Origin of the sequence: Microcystis sp. BLCC-F209 (genome assembly GCF_041928595.1) — a bacterium.
Lineage (GTDB): Bacteria > Cyanobacteriota > Cyanobacteriia > Cyanobacteriales > Microcystaceae > Microcystis.
In genome coordinates this window covers 1-16989 of sequence record NZ_JBHFLL010000188.1, presented here as the reverse complement: position 1 = coordinate 16989, position 16989 = coordinate 1, and the positions used below count along the sequence as shown (strand labels likewise).

The following is a 16989-nucleotide window of genomic DNA, read 5'->3' as shown; positions in this document are numbered from 1 at the left end:
GATTATTTTACTTATGATACTTGACAAATTTTTGAACCTAGAAGGAACCTGTATTCAAGGCTATCGACACCTAGAAAATATCGGTATAGTTTTCCGAATCGAATCGAAAAATAAAAAAGCGTCCTGTCCTTGTTGTGGGTTAGAGAGCGATAAGCTCCACCAAAATCATCGACATTTAGTCAAAGATTTACCGCTCTCAGACCAACCAGTGTAACTACAAGTTAATCGTCGTCAATTTAAGTGCAATAACTGTCAGAAACCCTTTAGCGAAGAGTTAGATTTTGTCGCCAATAAACGAACCTATACGAAAAGACTAGCCGAGAATATACTCAAACAATTAAAAGAAGGAGATATTTTAAATATTAGCCGAAGAAATGACGTAACAGAAGAAAAGATTCAAAGAATGCTAAAGGACATCGCCGAACAAATTACAGAGCCAGATTTATCGGAATTAAAAAGACTAGGAAGTGATGAAATCGCTCTAGTCAAAGGACAAAAAAATTACTGTGCAGTTTTAGTAAATTTAGATACGGGAAAACTAATAGCTATTCTAGAGAAGCGAACACAAGAGGAGTTGAGGAAAACGCTTACAGGCTGGGTAAAAGAGGTGTTAGAGCAAATTGAAGAAGTCAGCATAGATCTTTGGTTGTCTTATAAAAATCTGGTGAAAGAATTGATGCCTTCGGCCGAGGTAGTCGCTGATAGATTCCATGTAATAAAACAAATTAATCAAGAGTTAGACGAACAGAGAAGAGACGTTCGGCGATGCTCAGTCGAGCCGCGGAAAAAAGAGCCGTAGAAGCGCGGAAAAATAAAAAACAGAAAGCAGGAAAAGAAGCCAAGCTAGAAGTTTTAAAGCGAAGTAAATATAGCCTGTTAAAAAATGAAGAAGATTTAACGGAACCCCAAAAAATTAAACTAGAAGCTATCAAAGAAAATTGGCCAAATTTGAAAAAGATGCAGGAAGTAAAGGAAGAATTCAGAAAGATTTATGAAACCTCAGAGAATCCGACAGAAGGACTGCTATCTATCTCGGAATGGTTGGCAAAATCCTCCAGTGTTTTTACCAAGAGTTGTCAAACAATCCGAAACTGGTTTGGAGAAATCATTAGTTATTTCGAGCGAAGAACAACGAATGGGGTAGTCGAGGGAATCAACAATAAACTTAAACTAATAAAACGGCGAGGCTATGGCTTTAGAAACTTTCGGAATTTTTGGGTTAGAAGTATGTTATCTTGGCATCTTGTCTGTTGATTTAGCATAAATAGTAACGAAGAGCCTACAACAAATCTATAGCTCTATTATCGCCTACCTAATTTTACAATTAATTGATATTGCGGAAGATTTTGAAAAAAGCTTATTAGATAAACTTCGCTATTTACAGAGTTTTATATGTCAACATATCAGCTATGTACACTGGTTTAGGAAAATTGTCTATTCAATTTGAAAAATGGCGTTTTGGGGTTGTTATGTTCTTAAATGTAAAGTTTTGTACGAGATTCAACGTTTCTGATTAAGACAGTATTGCAGGGTAAGCGCATCTTAACAATCCTTGACAAAATGAACTTTATGTAAGTTGCTTACCCAGAGAGCGATTCAGGCATATTTGAGGAGAATTTGCCCTCTGGGTAAGCAAAAATCGACCAAATTATGAAGATTTCGTAACTATTCTGATTGACTGGTATCACTTGAATTGCCCACGCGGATCACAAAATTGGCCAATTGTTAATAGCGTTTGAGATGCTATCACCCTGGACAGTATTGACATCTGGAAAAATGCTACAATGTTTTTATTAAAAATTTAAGCCGTTCAACCCCAGTAAGAAAGAGAGAAAAAGGCTTATCTGTTCCCAATTTATCTAGAACACTAAATCGCCATGAGTAATCTGATAGACTATAGTACGATTCAACAAACTATCGTGAGCAATTCTACTCAGCGATTAGCTCTTACGACAAATGGGCAATATTACTACTGGGATAATGCCACTCAAAATTATAGTTTAATGGATACGTCTAGCATTCCAGCACCAAGTCAGATTGTTGGTATAGATTCTGACAATGCGGGTAATTTTTATTTTTTACTTTACAGGAATATTTCAGGACAAGCGGGTTATTATCTAACGTCTTGGAATAGCACTTCTCAGATATGGGCAGCTCCAATTCTAGTGCAATCAGCCACCAATACAGACTTTTTTGCTTCTTTTTCTGCTATTAATGATAATGAGATTTGGACAATTATCAAGTTCGATCTGTCTAATCGCATTCAACAATATGTCTGGAATACAACGACACAACAATTTGACGCAGGTTTTGGTACTGGTCTGAGTGGTGTTACTCAGATTACAACAGGAAAAGAGGATGGCTCGGTTTGGGCATTAGATAATCAAGGTGGTCTTTACAGTTGGGATGGAACGAATTTTAATCTATTTAATGGGGGTAATAATCCAGCCTTTAAACAAATAGTTTCACTCAATAGTCAAACCCTATTAGGCTTAGACAATAACGGAAACATTTATGCTTGGTCAAGTGCTGCTAGTACCTTTATTGAGTTAGATAATGTCATTCCCAATTTACCCGTTTTTAGTCAAATTCAAATTGATGAAACAGGAATTTTATACGGAATAACAAATCAAAGTATTCCTTATCAGGTTGGCAATATTAGCGCAATTTTAGGCTTAAACAACACCAGTGGCCAACCCTTTGGTATGACGACTGTTACAGACAGTAATGGAGTTACCCATGCCTTATGGAATCAAGATGGTCAAATTTATTACGGTTATCAACCCTCTGGTACTAATGGTCAATATGTCGGGGTGACACCGCTTAATAGTGGGATTGGAACCCAAAGTCAAGGAAGCGCCGCCAATTTAACCTTAACTAAGACACAAAATGGAGGAGTTGTTGCTTCTTGGATAGGGGGAAGTGGCAATAATGCAGAAGTTTATACATCGTCTTTGAGTCCCTCGATTTATGGCGGCTATCAATGGAGTTCTCCAACACAACTTACCAACGACGAAATAGCAGATACAAACTTACAGGTTGTCGCTTTAAACAATAACAATATTTTAGTAACAACTCAAAAAAATAATCAAACAGTGAGTCAAGTAGTTGATGTTAGTCAACTGCCGGTAACAGGTACTTCCGCCAATCAATTAACCTTTAAACCCAAAGGAACAGAATTTACCTACTCAATTGTTCCAGGTGCTTTGGATGGAGCCTCGGGAATTATCACTCTCCCTTCTGATACTTCACTTAGTTTCGAGACAGGTAACTTCGCTAAACTACTGAAAAAACTGCGCGGTCTTTCTTTAAATATCAGTGCCGAAATTGATACTACTACTCAAAAATTTAGCAGTCAGTCTCCCGTCGCGGCTAATAGCTTAAGACTTAGTTTAACTGTCGGTACAGAAGCAGGAGGAGCTCAAAGTACGGCAACTTCTAATAGTCTTGCTGCTGGTCTATTCAAAGGCTATGTTTCTTTGGATTTGTCGGCTTATGCTCAAGGTAGTGGGGAATGGGAAGAAATTAGTAGCTATCCTTCTAGTGTTAAAGCCAAAGCAGGGGGTGAATTTGAATTAGAAGTAAATGCTATTCAATTTATCCTAGACTTGCTTTTTACAACAGCGGCGGGTGAAGCATTAGATGAACTTAGTGAAGCTGGAGTTTTGAGTCTTAGTGGCGGGCCAGTAGTTCAAATAGATATAGCGGCGGCGGCGGATATTGAATTTGACAGTAATACAACCAAATTAGGAAGCATACAAGCCAGTGATTACTTTTTTGAATTGGTTGATGAAAACGGTAATCCTCCCACAGAAGAAACTCCTAATTCTGATCTCAAATGGCATCTAGATACAACTAAATTTTTTAGCTTTTTAGACGATGCTTTAAGTGATAATAGAACTATTAATGTTGGAATAGGTACCGGTCTTTATCTTAAGGCTAGTGTGCTTAAGGGATTTATTGACGTATCCGTCAAAGGCGTTCAAACAGAAGAATTTAATGCCAGTGGTTTTGAAGAAGCGGTTTATACTAATAAAGTGAAGGCCGAATTTAACTTCTTTTTGTTTTCTATTTCTTATGGTTCTTATATCCGAATTCTTGATAAAGGCTCAAGCGGGGAAAGCACTGTCACTCAAAATAACCGAGGATTACCTGTCAGTGTTTCATTAGAACCAAATTCCACAATTTATCTAACTCAACCCGGTTACGCTACATTATTAGGAGAAGATGTCAACGATTTAATCGATAGTAGTGATATATCCTACATTATTGCCCCTGATGGCACAACAGTTTACGGCACATTTACAGGCAGTGTGGATGATAATTCAGCTAATCTTTCCTACTTATACTTTTTGAATGGAACATTAGGAAGTAATGGTGTTAACTGGAATGCCAGCAGTTTACAAGCTATCTCAAATACAGCCGGAGCAAATCAAAGCCCAAATATTGCCCTAGATACTAATGGTAATGTTGTCATTACTTGGCAATATGAATCAATTGATAATCCTACCGTACAGCAAATTGCCACCACACCCCCCGGACAAGTTTATGTAGTATATGGACAAACAGAAAATAATCAGGTTGATTTAGGGACTTTCTCAGAAAATCCTGATAATGCTAACGCTGCGGGTTTTTATTGGACTTTAGACAATGAATACTTTGCCAGTTTTGGACAAGCCGTAACCGCTTTAGGAGATGTTAATAGCGGTGGTAAAGCTGATTTTGCCATGACTGCACCAGATCTTGATGATGAACAAGGCGGAGTTTATGTGGTGTTTGCAGAAGACTATAACCAAGTTAATGACCTCAATAATTTGGGTAGTAATGGCTTGCTGTTAACAGGACAAGCGTTGAGTGAATTGGGTTATAGTATTGCCAATGCAGGAGATGTCAATGGCGATGGCAAGAGTGATTTGATTATTGGTGCGCCTGGTTTAAATAATAATCAAGGAGGTGCTTATTTAATCTATGGAGGAACCTTATTTGAGACTCCTCAAAGCCTCACTGATATTGATACTTTACTCAGCAATAATCCTGCTTACGGACAACAAATTACTAACCCCAATGGACAAGCTGGTGACCGCTTTGGTGAAGTAGTAACAGGAGGTTACGACTTTAATGGAGATAGTCAAGCAGATTATGCTATCAGCGCTCCTAACGCTAATCAAGAAGCCGGGGAAATTACGCTAATTCTATCCCAAAAAATTGCCAATGAGTTATTTACTCTGAGCCTCGACAATAGCGGTAATTTAGTCTTATTTAATCAAACGACTAATACTGAGGTATGGAATAGCAATACGGCTAATCAAGTCCCAGAACCTGACTACGCAAGTTACTATCAAGCTGCGATGGAATCAAACGGCAACTTTGTCCTCTATGAATGGGCGGGTTTAGCTCCACTCCCTTACTGGTCAACTAATACAGCGGGAAATCAGGGGGCTTATCTTGCTTTGGGCGAAGATGGGGGGCTGTATATTCGCAATCAGCAAGGAGATAATATTTATACTCTCCATAATGGCGCAAATCCGAATACTTCAGTTGTTAGTCGCTTAAACCAAGGCGATAGTATTGTCTCTAACGACCCCAATTCTAATTTGACCACTCAAAGTTATCTAGGCGGGACAATTACCCTGACTAACAGTACCTCAGCAATTAATGGAGAAACCCTGCTAGATATAACTAGCACGGCTCTAATTCCAGACATTAATCAGGATGGCAAAGCGGATTTACTCATTGGTGGAACAGGAGCCGCAGTTATACTATTTGGTGCGAATTTATCCACTCAAACCCTAGACTTAGGAACCATTAACCCGGGTCAAGGCTTCGTTATTTTTGATGATTTAGACAACCCTGCACCATTACAAGTCAGTAGCGCAGGTGATGTTAACGACGACGGTATTAACGATGTCATTGTTGGCTATCCCGCCACTGAAGATGCTAATGGAAATTATATTGCGGGAAATAGCTACATTCTTTTTGGTAGTTCCAGTCTTTCTACAAGCCAAAATAACAGTATCGGTTTCTCTGGAATCAATGGAACAAATGGCTTTACTATTATCGGTGCTGGAACCGAAGTTACCGGTGCTGGCGACTTAAACGGTGATGGTGTAGGAGATTTACTGATTGCTGAACCCAATGGTGGTAATAATCAAGCCGGTGTAAGTTACGTCATCTACGGAGGAAGCAGTAACAATATTGGCACTGTTGCTAGTATTAATGTTAGTAACATCGGCACAACTGTTCAGGGTTATATAATCGGTCAAGGAGGCGCAAATCAACTCAGTGGGTCTTCTGTTAGCGCCGTAGGAGACTTAAATAATGATGGTAAAGCTGATTTATTAATAGGAGCACCGAATACAGTTTCTAGTGATGCTCTCAATCAATTACAACAAACCATCACCTCCAACTATGTCATCGGACAGGTAAATAATGGGAACTTCAACACGAATAATTCAAATCCTACCGCTATCCCTTGGTTACAACCCGGTCAATCTGTACAAAGCTTAACCTCAACTCCCTATGGTGTTCTAGCTTTATGGACAACCAGCACAGGTTCGGAAGAAACGGCTCAAACTAGCTTATCTGTCGCCTTTTGGGTACCTAGTGGAACAACAGGAAGTTGGAAAAACTATCAATCTAGCGTTGCTACACTTTCCGGCTCTAATTTGAGTTTTTCTAGCATCAATGTTAACAATGCCGCTAACAATGCCGTCACCTTAAATTGGGTAGTTCTTGATTCTCAAACAGGAACTTCTAGCCTTGGTCAAAGTATTTATAACGGAAATAACTGGAGTACGGCTAATTCTATCCAAACAGATTCTAATCCGGCACCACCGGATCAGATTGATAATGTCATTAGTAATCCCACCACCGGTAGCACCAGTAACAGTGTCTTCTCAGTGAGTCATAAAACCGTCAAAGAAAATGAAGGAAAAGTGACTTTTACCATCACTCGAACAGGTGACATCAATACTAGCAAAACCCTAAATTATCACACAGTAGATATTAGCGCCACCGCCGGAGCCGATTACGAACATAAAGCTGGAACCCTCACCTTTGCTCCCAGTGAAACCAGCAAAACCATTGAGGTGAAGATTTTTGACGATAACTTATTAGAACATCTCAAGGAGAAATTTAAGTTAATCCTCCAAGATGGTCAACAAACCACTTTAACCGCTTACGCCACTTTACAGGATACTAACCAAACGATTAACTTATTGGCTATAGATAGTGGGTTTTCCATGATTGGTCCAATCAATGATCAATTAGGTCAGGCTTTAGGTAGTGCGGGAAATGTTAACGGTGATACCAACAGTAATAATAAAAATGCACCCCTTGATGATTTCTGGATTTCAGCACCAGGAGCTAATAATAGTGACGGTAGTGTATATTTGGTTTTTGGGTCTGCTAGTGTGCAAGTTTCAGACCAAGGACTTGATTTAGATAATCCTCAATCAACACAAAAAGTAGTTAAAATTACTGGGGGAACACCTTCTACATCCGCCTCTCCCCAAAGTGGTAGCAGTCTTAGTTCTTGGGTTAGTTCTTCTAATACTTGGTATGGGATATCTGCTCCCAATTTAACTAACGGCGGGGGAACGAACGATAGTAATATTTATATCTTCGATAAGACAGTAATTCCCAACACCAGTAGCACCGTAGCTCTTAATACTCTAGCCGCATCACCACTCACAGGAAATAGTAGCGATGGGTTTGGAGAAACGATCCTTTTAGCAGATTTAAATGGAGATGGAACACCTGAATTAATAGTGGGTTCTCCTTTAAGTAATCAGGTGAAAGTCTATCAATTATCTGGGTCGGGTAACAACATTACCACCAGTCTTCTTGCTACCATTAACGCACCCAGTGCGGGTCAAGGTTTAGGGTCAGCTGTACAGGTTTTAGATTTGAATGAAGATGGTAAACTTGATTTAGCCATCGGAGCACCTGTCGTTAATCCAGTAAGTGATCCCAGCAATCCTCAAGATATTCGCGGTTATGGCGGTGCAATTTATGTATTATCAGGAACCCAATTTAATTGGTCAAATACCAACGCATCTATCAACTTAACCAGCACTTCTAGCACAACTAACTGGGTTTTTGATGGCATAACCAGCTTTACCAGTGGAAAAATTAACGGTAAACTGAATCCAAGTACAGGTAAACCCAGTAGTGATCCTGCTACAAACTACGGTTTTTATGATGGAATTGGTAATGCGATAACCAGCCTAGATTTGAATGGAGATGGTCATTTAGATTTAGTAATAGGCGCACCTAATGCTGCGGTTGGTGGTACTACTAATCTCGGCAAAGTTTATGTAATATTTGGAAACTCTGGTTCATTACCTTCAAGTTTAGCCTCTATTGGCGCGGGTCAAGGAGTGACATTTGAAGGGAATTTAGCTTTAGGACAAGCGGGGTGGGCTGTTGCTAATGGAGGTGATATTAACAACGACAAAATTAGTGATTTACTCATCGGCGCACCTTTTAGCTATGGTAATGCTGGTAGTGCCTATATAGTCTTTGGTAGTACAAATGCCTTCTCATCGGGTGGCGCAATTTATCTCGATCCCAATCTGACAGATTCTCGTGTTTTCCAATACCAAGGGGTGGCTAACCCATTAAGTAATAGTAATCCTTCTAATGCAGGTAATGTGGGTCAGAATCTTAATGGGATTGGTGATATTAATGGCGATTACGGTTCTATTACTGGGGGAGATGATATTATTTTGGGTGCTCCTAGTAGTAACGATGGTGATGGTAATAGTGAGGCTTATGTGGCGATTGGACATCCTTGGTTACAAGGTGGTCTTTCCCTGAATGTTAATGATCTTCGCAGTGATAATGGTTTTATTGTAGTTAATCCCTATCCTGGGGTTTCGGTGGGAGATGTTAATGGGGATGGTTTTGATGATTTTGTTAATGTTAGTTCTTCTATCAACCCATCAGAAAATCAACTGACTTTTGGAGCAAGCACCCTAACAAATGTCAGCGGACAAAGGACTTATACTCTCACCGCCAATGATAGTAATTTACCCGCTACCAATTTAATCACCTCTCCTAGCACAAATTTGATTGCTCATGGCGATTTTAATGCCGATGGTTACGAGGATATAGCATCTGCGAGTATCAATAAAACAAATGGTAATACCACAGAACTGCTTGTGAATATGGGTAATAGTATCACGAGCAATATTATTGCAGGTCAGACTTTATACTCTTTCGATATCCCTGATACTGTTACTACTCCTATTATTCAAACCTGTGCAGGAGATATTAATGGCGATGGTTATGATGACTTAATCGTTTTAACTGAATTTATGTTAGATTATCAAATTAAATATTTCTTGGGTTCAGCGAGTGGGCTGAGTTCCCAATTCCAGAGTTATAGTCTTGGTACATTAGGCTATGCTCCGGGGATTGGAGTAGCGGATATTAACGCCGATGGAGTCAAGGAAATAATCACCCTTGAATATGCGTTTAATGGCTATCAGTCCGAGGTAGAACTCCAAACACAGGTTAGTGTTTACCAATTCAATAATGACATTCATCTACCCCTTTCTGAGCTATCCTTGAGTTTTCTGAACTCTCCTTGGACTGATAGCGGTACTTGGAATGGGAATGGGTTCGAGATTACAGACACGGTGGCTATAAATTCATCCATTAGTTCTGGTGACTTTAACTCTGACAATATTGAAGACACATTAATATCTATCGCTCAAACATCTTGGTCAATTATAGATGGTCAACAAGCTTATCCTATTATGCACTCTACCATCTTATATGGTACAGGGACAACCAACAATTTTGGACAATTTCAAACAAATATTAATTATAACCAAGACTCTTGGAATCTATACAAACCTGGTAATCTTCCTTCTCCTGCTGTTGCCGTTGGCGACACAAATGCTGACGGTTTTGACGATATTCTTTTTGACCAGGGGACTGCTTTTACTCAAAGTTACATCCAATTAGGATCAACCGAAATTACACCTTATACACCCACAACACCTCCCAATACCAGCCTGAATAGTAACACCATTGTTCTCGGTAACGGGCAAAATCAGATTCCTATTCAAGGCTTGCCTAATCGAACCCTACCTTATCAAACCAATACGGGTGGGGATGTCAATGGTGACGGTTATCAGGACATCATCATTACTGATACGAGCGATTATGACTTAACCTATGTAGTTTATGGTCAAGATTGGTTAACAGCAGACGAACAAAATAGTGGCGCTGAAACCTTTACCTTTTTTGATGGAACTAATGGTAATGATGTTTTTACCATTCCCTCCAATGCTACTACTCCTAAGATTGTGTTGCGGGGTCAAAATGGCGATGACTTTATGTTAATTCCCACCGCTAACACTTCTCAGATTTATGCTTTTGGTGGTGAAGGAGATGATCAAATTGGCTTAGGAGGTGAATACGGAACTGATAGTAAAACTATCGGTAAAATTGATGGAGGTGGTGGTTTTGACACTATCTTTATTCCCCAAACAGTCGGCCAACAAACTCGGCTTTATCTAGATGCTAATACTGGTCATCTGTTTAATATTGAAGCTGTTGATATTGGCTACAATAATTCCGTTCAATTTAATAAGTCTAGCTTGCTGCAAATGCTCGACGGCAATAAAAAGCTGTTGATTAACGGTGTTGCTTCAAGTGCTTATTACTCCGATCCTTCCACTGTACCTTGGGCAAAATTAGGCTCTGATGCCTATGAGGGAGCAGTTTATGAAATTTATGGTATTACAAATACTGCCATTGAGGTCTGGATTCAACAGGGAATTAACTTTACTCCCCTAAATAATACTGTACCAATTATCCAAAATCCCATCGCCGCTCAAACCGTCATAGAAGATATCCCCTTCAACTTCCAAATTTCTGATAATACCTTTTTTGATCCTGATCTAAACGATAGCCTGACTTATTCAGCTACCGTCAGTAACGGTGATGCTTTACCCAGTTGGTTAAACTTTAACCCAACAACCCGAACTTTCAGTGGAACTCCTGCTTACAAAGATGTTGGTAATCTGAATCTAAAAGTAACTGCAACTGATCAGCTGGGAGCAAATATTAGTGCAAATTTCACCCTACAAGTGTTCCACCCAGTATTAGTTCCCCCCGGCGGCGGTATAATTCAAGGAACCTCAATAAATGATCGCATCGATGCTTTGGGTAAACCCGGTACTTACCGTCTAGAAGGTGGTGCTGGTGATGACTTGTTAATCGGTTCCAACCAACGAGATGTTCTCAAAGGTGGAATTGGTAATGACAGTCTCTATGGTGAGGGAAATATAGATAAACTCTATGGAGAAGAAGGAGATGATCTACTTGATGGTGGTTTAGGTTTAGACTTCCTCTATGGCGGTTCGGGTGCTGATAGCTTCGTTCTCAAGTCAGGAAATGGTAGCGACTACATTCTTGATTTCAACTCTGCTGAAGGCGATAAATTGGCTCTCAGTGGACTCAATTTCGGACAGTTAAGCTTTAACAGCAATCAAGTTATTTGGGGAACTGAAGTGTTAGCTTATGTCACTGACAATCTCGGTAATTCCCTCACGGGATTGAACAATCATCCTGAATGGTTTGTCTCTCTTTAATGACTCACCAATAACCAAAACTTAACTTCGGATAAACAAGATGAAAATCAACCGACCCAACTTGCTCTTAGCTGCTACAACAACCCTACTTGTTAGTAACTTATCGACCGCTATACCAGTTCAAGCACTGACTTGGACAATGAATAATGGTTCTCTGGCGGGAACTAATCCGATTACCGGTAGTTTCACCATCGACAAGGAAAATAGTGCAAATCCTAGTCTTACTTTTAGTAACATTATAATTGGCCCTCTCAATTTCACGAAAGCTGACTTAGTTAAGATTAGTTTAGCCAATCCTATTGGCAGTGGTATAGAATCTATTGATTGGGTTAATGGCTCTAATAGTCTATCTCTAGTTTTTAACTCTCCCTTTTTAACTACAGCAGGAGGGACAGTTACATTAAATAATTTTGTTAGTGATTTTAATGGTGATATCGTCAGTGGTTCTGTTACAGGTGCATCAAATCCCCCAACTACCGTCCCCGAACCTAACTTGAGCTTGGGACTGATTGCTTTTGGTACACTGCTAGTGGTCAGATCAAGATTTAATTAGGGTTTGCTGAAAAAGGCCTAGGCTGGGGTAAGTATGCGGCAGCCTAAAAAGATTGTATTGTGCACCAACAAGGACAAGATTAACTGACTCTAGTGCAGTCAAAGCCGATCGCCTGAAGCGCTCAAAACTATCCAGGGTGCAGGAGTTGAACCTGCCTAGCACGAATTATGAGTTCGTTGCCTCAACCGCTCGGCCAACCCTGGGTTATACTATTAACTCATTATAGATCGGTAATTACTCTGAACGTGAAAATTCAGCCCCACCAAGATGAAAAAATTTGCAATCAGCACCTCCTTGCAGTTAGGACTCCTTTTGATGGTAGCCATGTTAGCCGCCGGCTTCGGTAGCGGTTGGGTAGCCTATCAATTGGGACTCGCCTCCCTGAAGGGAGTCAGTCAACCGGATATCAACCCCGCTAAAAAGTTTACCAACGATCGCACCAGTTATGGTCGCAATCAAACTTTTATCCCCGTGAAGGAAGAAGAGGTGCTGAAAAGAGTGAGAGTTTATATGCAACAACAGAAAAACAAACCGCAATCAAAGAACGAAACCAAAGGATAGGCTTTAAAAAAGGCGAGTTTTGCCTTTTCGCTATGGATAATCAGGATTTATTGACTCGTTTAATTTTAGTCTTTTTACTAATCGTCCTCAATGCTTTTTTCGTAGCGGCGGAATTTTCGCTTGTGTCTGTCCGTCGTACCCGCATCAGTCAGCTAGTGGCTGCGGGAGATGTGCCAGCGCAGACGGTCCAATCTCTACAAAGAAGTCTCGATCGCTTACTTTCCACTACCCAATTAGGCATCACCCTTTCTAGTTTAGCTTTAGGTTGGATCGGGGAGAGTACCATGACCGTTTTTGTGAGGAAATTACTAAGTTTTTTACCCTTTTCTTTAAACTGGCAAAATCTTCTCTCCCATGGCTTCTCTCTTTGTCTAGCTTTTTTAATCGTGGCCTATCTCCAGATAGTTTTTGGGGAACTTTATCCCAAATCCCTAGCTTTAATTTATGCCGAACCGATGGCGCGATTATTAGCTGCACCTATTGGGGTTATTTCCAGGATTTTTAAGCCTTTTATCGGTATTCTTAATCAATCAACTCGTTTTTTATTGGTTTTAACCCGTATCCCCGAAGTGGATCTACAGCGTTCTAGTCGGGTAACTTCCGAGGAATTACAATTAATTATCAGCATGGAAGGGGAATTAACGGGATTAGAAGCAGCGGAAAGGAAAATTTTAAATAATGTTTTCCAGTTTAGCGAAATCACTGCCGCGGAAATCATGGTTCCCCATAACCGTTTAATAGCTATTCCCTCGACCGCCACTTTTCAGGAATTATTGCTACAAGTAGTTAATAGCGGCTATTCTTGTTATCCTGTGGCAGGAGATTCCGGTGATGATATCCGTGGTCTGATCGATTTTAAAGATTTAGCTTTACCCCTTGCCGAAGGTCAGTTAAATTTAACAACCCCGATTAAACCTTGGTTAAAACCTGCGCGTTTTTTCCCTGAAACCACTGCTTTAAATGAATTACTAACAGTAATGCGGGAATCATCCTTAAAGATGGTTATCATTGTCGATGAATTTGGCAGAACAGCCGGTTTATTAACCCTAAAAGATTTAATTGGTGAGATTCTGGGAACTTTTTCTTCTAGGGATCAATCGGAAACAGTAAAATATCAACTCCTCGATGAATCAACTTTTCTCGTACAAGCACAAATGAATTTAGAGGAGGTGAACAAAGCATTAAATTTAAGTTTACCCTTGGCCGATGAATACCAAACCCTAGCCGGTTTTGTTCTCCATCATTGGCAAAAAATACCGAGGGTGGGAGAACAATTATATTACCAAAATTTAGAATTTACCATCATTTCTAAGGTCGGCCCTCGCTTGGAACAAATTAAGATTTATCGTCAACAACCATCCTAAGTATATAAACAAGAAATAACTTTTCCCATTTATCCTTCTTGATTGTTAACCGAGTCAATAGCTGCCCACTCCTATCACCATGAAACACCTTTTGACACTCCTCCCCCTCAGCTTGGGATTAATTGCCCTCACCCCAGCAAATTTGCCCCTAGAACGTTTTGAAATCTCACAATTGGCAACATCTACGGGATACGATGAACGACTGCCAACGGACAAAAAAACCCTACTACAAGCGATCGATCATAGTTTACGTTATCTGAATAGCTCGGCGGCGATCCGCGCCTATCAAAATTATCCTATTCCTGAAATAACTCGTCAGCGAGTGCAGCGTTCCTTAGTACGTTTTCGTCAATTAGTGCAGAATTCTCCCACTCCCGCAGCTCTACAAAAGGCAGTTAAAAAAGAATTTATTTGGTATCGTTCCTTGGGTAAGGATAGCCAGGGAAATGTTAAATTTACTGGTTATTTTGAGCCAATTTATCAAGCAAGTCGGCAAAAAAACGCCGATTATAAATATCCTCTCTATCGCCGACCTTCTAACTTTTCTCGCTGGTCTAAACCCCATCCAGCTAGGGTAGAATTAGAGGGAAAAGATGGTTTACTGGGGAAAAATAGCCGTCTAGCGGGATACGAGTTAGTCTGGTTAAAAGATCGCTTAGAAGCTTATTTAGTTCATGTGCAAGGTTCGGCGAAATTACGTTTACCTAATGGTCAAATTATGAGCATTGGTTTTGATGGCAATACCGAGCATCCCTACACAAGTCTGGGAAAAGAAATGATTGCCGATGGTATTTTTCCCGCCGAGGGTTTAACCTTACCAATGGTTTTGGATTTTCTCAGAAGTAATCCTGAGCAATTAAAGAATTATATCCCCCGCAATAATCGGTTTATTTTCTTTCGAGAAACCCACGGTGCGCCTCCCACTGGTAGTATTGGAGTTCCGGTTTTACCCGAAAGATCGATCGCTACAGATAAAAGTATTTTTCCCCCCGGCGCTTTAGCAGTAATTGAGACAGAAATTCCCCAGGGAAATCTTAATAAAAAATTAGTGAGTCGCTATGTTCTCGATCAAGATACTGGCAGCGCAATTAAAGGTACTGGGAGGGTAGATATTTTTATGGGAACAGGAAAAAATGCGGGTGAGCGAGCCGGTTTAATTAATACTCCGGGTCAATTATATTATTTATTATTGAGGGAATAGGAAATATAGCGTTTCCTAAGCTAGTGAGGTACACCTATTTTTCTTGCCTTTTGCCTCTTGCCTTTTGCCTAAAATCCATAACTTTTGTACCTCAGCAGACTGAAAAATGCTCTACTATAGGTAAAATTAAGATAGACTCCCCAGAATCAGTTATCATAACTTAAGTGAGAACTTAAACAATAGAATCATGAAAAAAACCATAAATATAGATTGGTCGGATTGTGGTCCAATTACTTTAGTAGTCGTGCAACCCACCTCTTTTTGTAATCTCAATTGTGATTACTGTTATTTACCCGATCGCCATTTAAAAAATACCCTATCCTTAGATTTAATCGAGCCGATTTTTCAGAGGGTTTTTAGTAGTCGTTTTCTCCAAGATAATTTTACCATTTGCTGGCACGCCGGCGAACCCTTAGCAGTTCCCATCAGTTTTTATGAAAGTGCCTTTGCTAAAATTGCGGAAGTTAGCGAGAAATATAATCAGCAGGGTTACTGTTTTCGTCATTCAGTACAAACTAACGCCACTTATATTAACGATGCTTGGTGTCAATTATTTAAAAAGCATGATGTTTATGTGGGAGTCAGTCTTGATGGACCAGCTTTTATTCACGATATCCACCGGCAAAACCGCAAGGGAACTGGCAGTCATGCTGCTACAATGCGGGGGATTTCTTTCTTGCAAAAACATGAAATTGATGTGAGTATCATCGCTGTTTTAACAGAAGATTCTCTCGACTATCCCGACGAAATTTTTAACTTTTTTTGGGATCATGGTCTTACCGATGTGGCTTTTAATATGGAAGAAACCGAGGGGATTCATTCACAATCTTCCTTAGATAAATTAGGTATTGAACAACGTTATCGCCAGTTTATCGCCAGATTTTGGGAGTTAGTCACGGTCAAACAAGGAGAATTTAAGCTGCGGGAATTTGAATCGATCTGTAGTTTGATTTATGCCGATGAACGCTTAGAAAATACTGATATGAATCGACCTTTTATGATTGTCAATTTTGATAATCAAGGTAATTTTTCCACCTTTGATCCGGAATTACTATCGATTAAAACTCAACCCTACGGCGATTTTATTTTTGGTAATGTTTTGACCGATTCCCTAGAATCTATCTGTGAAACTGAGAAATTTCAACAAATTTACGCTGATATGCGCGCTGGAGTCGATTTATGTCGGCAAAACTGCAATTATTTTGGGGTTTGTGGGGGTGGTGCTGGTAGTAACAAATACTGGGAAAATGGCACTTTCAACTCCACAGATACTAAAGCCTGTTTATACCGGATTAAGTGTATCACCGATATCGTTCTCGATCGCCTAGAAAATTTATTAGAAGTTTAAAGATTTTTTTAGCTATCAGTAAACAGTTATCAGTTATCAGTTATCAGTTAAGTAGCTGGTTATAATTAAATTAAAAATGGATTTTAGGTTCGATCCCCCCTGCCCCCCTTGATAAGGGGGGTGCCGATAGGCGGGGGGATCCCCCCTTAATAAGCTATCCATTAGTCACATCTTTCTTAACATAAAATTTGACAAAAAGAGAAAAGTGTGCCAGATGGCTCAAGGGGGTTCTATGGGGGAACTAATTTGATGAGACAGTTTCCAAGTCTGGCTGATATCATGTAACCTTCGCAGTCCCAACCAAATAGTTTTAACACCTGGTTCACCGTCACCTTTTCTACCTAAAAACCCCC

7 protein-coding genes, 1 tRNA gene and 1 pseudogene are annotated in these 16989 nt (G+C 39.9%); 7 read left to right on the top strand and 2 right to left on the bottom strand.

Annotated features, from left to right (window positions below; genetic code table 11):
• Positions 1–13: 13 nt before the first annotated feature.
• The 3 genes and pseudogenes from ACE1AQ_RS11880 (at position 14) to ACE1AQ_RS11870 (ending at position 12162) form a co-directional block, all read left to right on the top strand.
• Positions 14–1254, top strand: a pseudogene (locus ACE1AQ_RS11880) (ISL3 family transposase).
• Positions 1255–1877: 623 nt separating this feature from the next.
• Positions 1878–11609 carry an FG-GAP-like repeat-containing protein gene (locus tag ACE1AQ_RS11875; protein ID WP_110545331.1) on the top strand — a complete coding sequence of 3244 codons (9732 nt, stop codon included), beginning with the start codon at positions 1878–1880 and terminating at the stop codon, positions 11607–11609.
• Between the two features lie 40 nt (positions 11610–11649).
• On the top strand, positions 11650–12162 hold the full coding sequence (locus tag ACE1AQ_RS11870) for a hypothetical protein (RefSeq protein ID WP_008203188.1): 513 nt from the start codon (positions 11650–11652) through the stop codon (positions 12160–12162).
• A 130-nt stretch (positions 12163–12292) separates the two neighbouring features.
• On the opposite strand, the gene ACE1AQ_RS11865 is transcribed toward ACE1AQ_RS11870, so the two are convergent.
• Positions 12293–12365, bottom strand: a tRNA-Ile gene (locus tag ACE1AQ_RS11865).
• A 64-nt stretch (positions 12366–12429) separates the two neighbouring features.
• On the opposite strand from ACE1AQ_RS11865, the gene ACE1AQ_RS11860 reads away from it, so the two are divergent.
• From ACE1AQ_RS11860 to grrM, 4 genes are all read left to right on the top strand, one after another.
• Positions 12430–12723 carry a hypothetical protein gene (locus ACE1AQ_RS11860; protein WP_008203186.1) on the top strand — a complete coding sequence of 98 codons (294 nt, stop codon included), beginning with the start codon at positions 12430–12432 and terminating at the stop codon, positions 12721–12723.
• Between the two features lie 32 nt (positions 12724–12755).
• Positions 12756–14087: a hemolysin family protein gene (locus ACE1AQ_RS11855; RefSeq protein WP_008203185.1), complete on the top strand. Its 1332-nt coding sequence runs from the start codon at positions 12756–12758 to the stop codon at positions 14085–14087.
• 79 nt (positions 14088–14166) lie between these two features.
• Positions 14167–15288, top strand: coding sequence for a murein transglycosylase A (locus ACE1AQ_RS11850; RefSeq protein WP_110545334.1), 1122 nt, complete (start codon positions 14167–14169; stop codon positions 15286–15288).
• 187 nt (positions 15289–15475) lie between these two features.
• Positions 15476–16636 (top strand): cyclophane-forming radical SAM/SPASM peptide maturase GrrM/OscB, encoded by a 1161-nt coding sequence (gene grrM / locus ACE1AQ_RS11845; RefSeq protein WP_110545336.1) that lies wholly within the window; start codon positions 15476–15478, stop codon positions 16634–16636.
• 219 nt (positions 16637–16855) lie between these two features.
• Here the strand turns inward: grrM and ACE1AQ_RS11840 are convergent.
• On the bottom strand, positions 16856–16989 hold a 134-nt coding region (locus ACE1AQ_RS11840; RefSeq protein ID WP_190357162.1), incomplete at its 5' end, for an IS4 family transposase.

Coding starts and splice junctions, on each gene's coding strand:
- ACE1AQ_RS11875 (WP_110545331.1), top strand. CDS start 1,878: ATGAGTAATCTGATAGACTATAGTACGATTCAACAAACTATCGTGAGC.
- ACE1AQ_RS11870 (WP_008203188.1), top strand. CDS start 11,650: ATGAAAATCAACCGACCCAACTTGCTCTTAGCTGCTACAACAACCCTA.
- ACE1AQ_RS11860 (WP_008203186.1), top strand. CDS start 12,430: ATGAAAAAATTTGCAATCAGCACCTCCTTGCAGTTAGGACTCCTTTTG.
- ACE1AQ_RS11855 (WP_008203185.1), top strand. CDS start 12,756: ATGGATAATCAGGATTTATTGACTCGTTTAATTTTAGTCTTTTTACTA.
- ACE1AQ_RS11850 (WP_110545334.1), top strand. CDS start 14,167: ATGAAACACCTTTTGACACTCCTCCCCCTCAGCTTGGGATTAATTGCC.
- grrM (WP_110545336.1), top strand. CDS start 15,476: ATGAAAAAAACCATAAATATAGATTGGTCGGATTGTGGTCCAATTACT.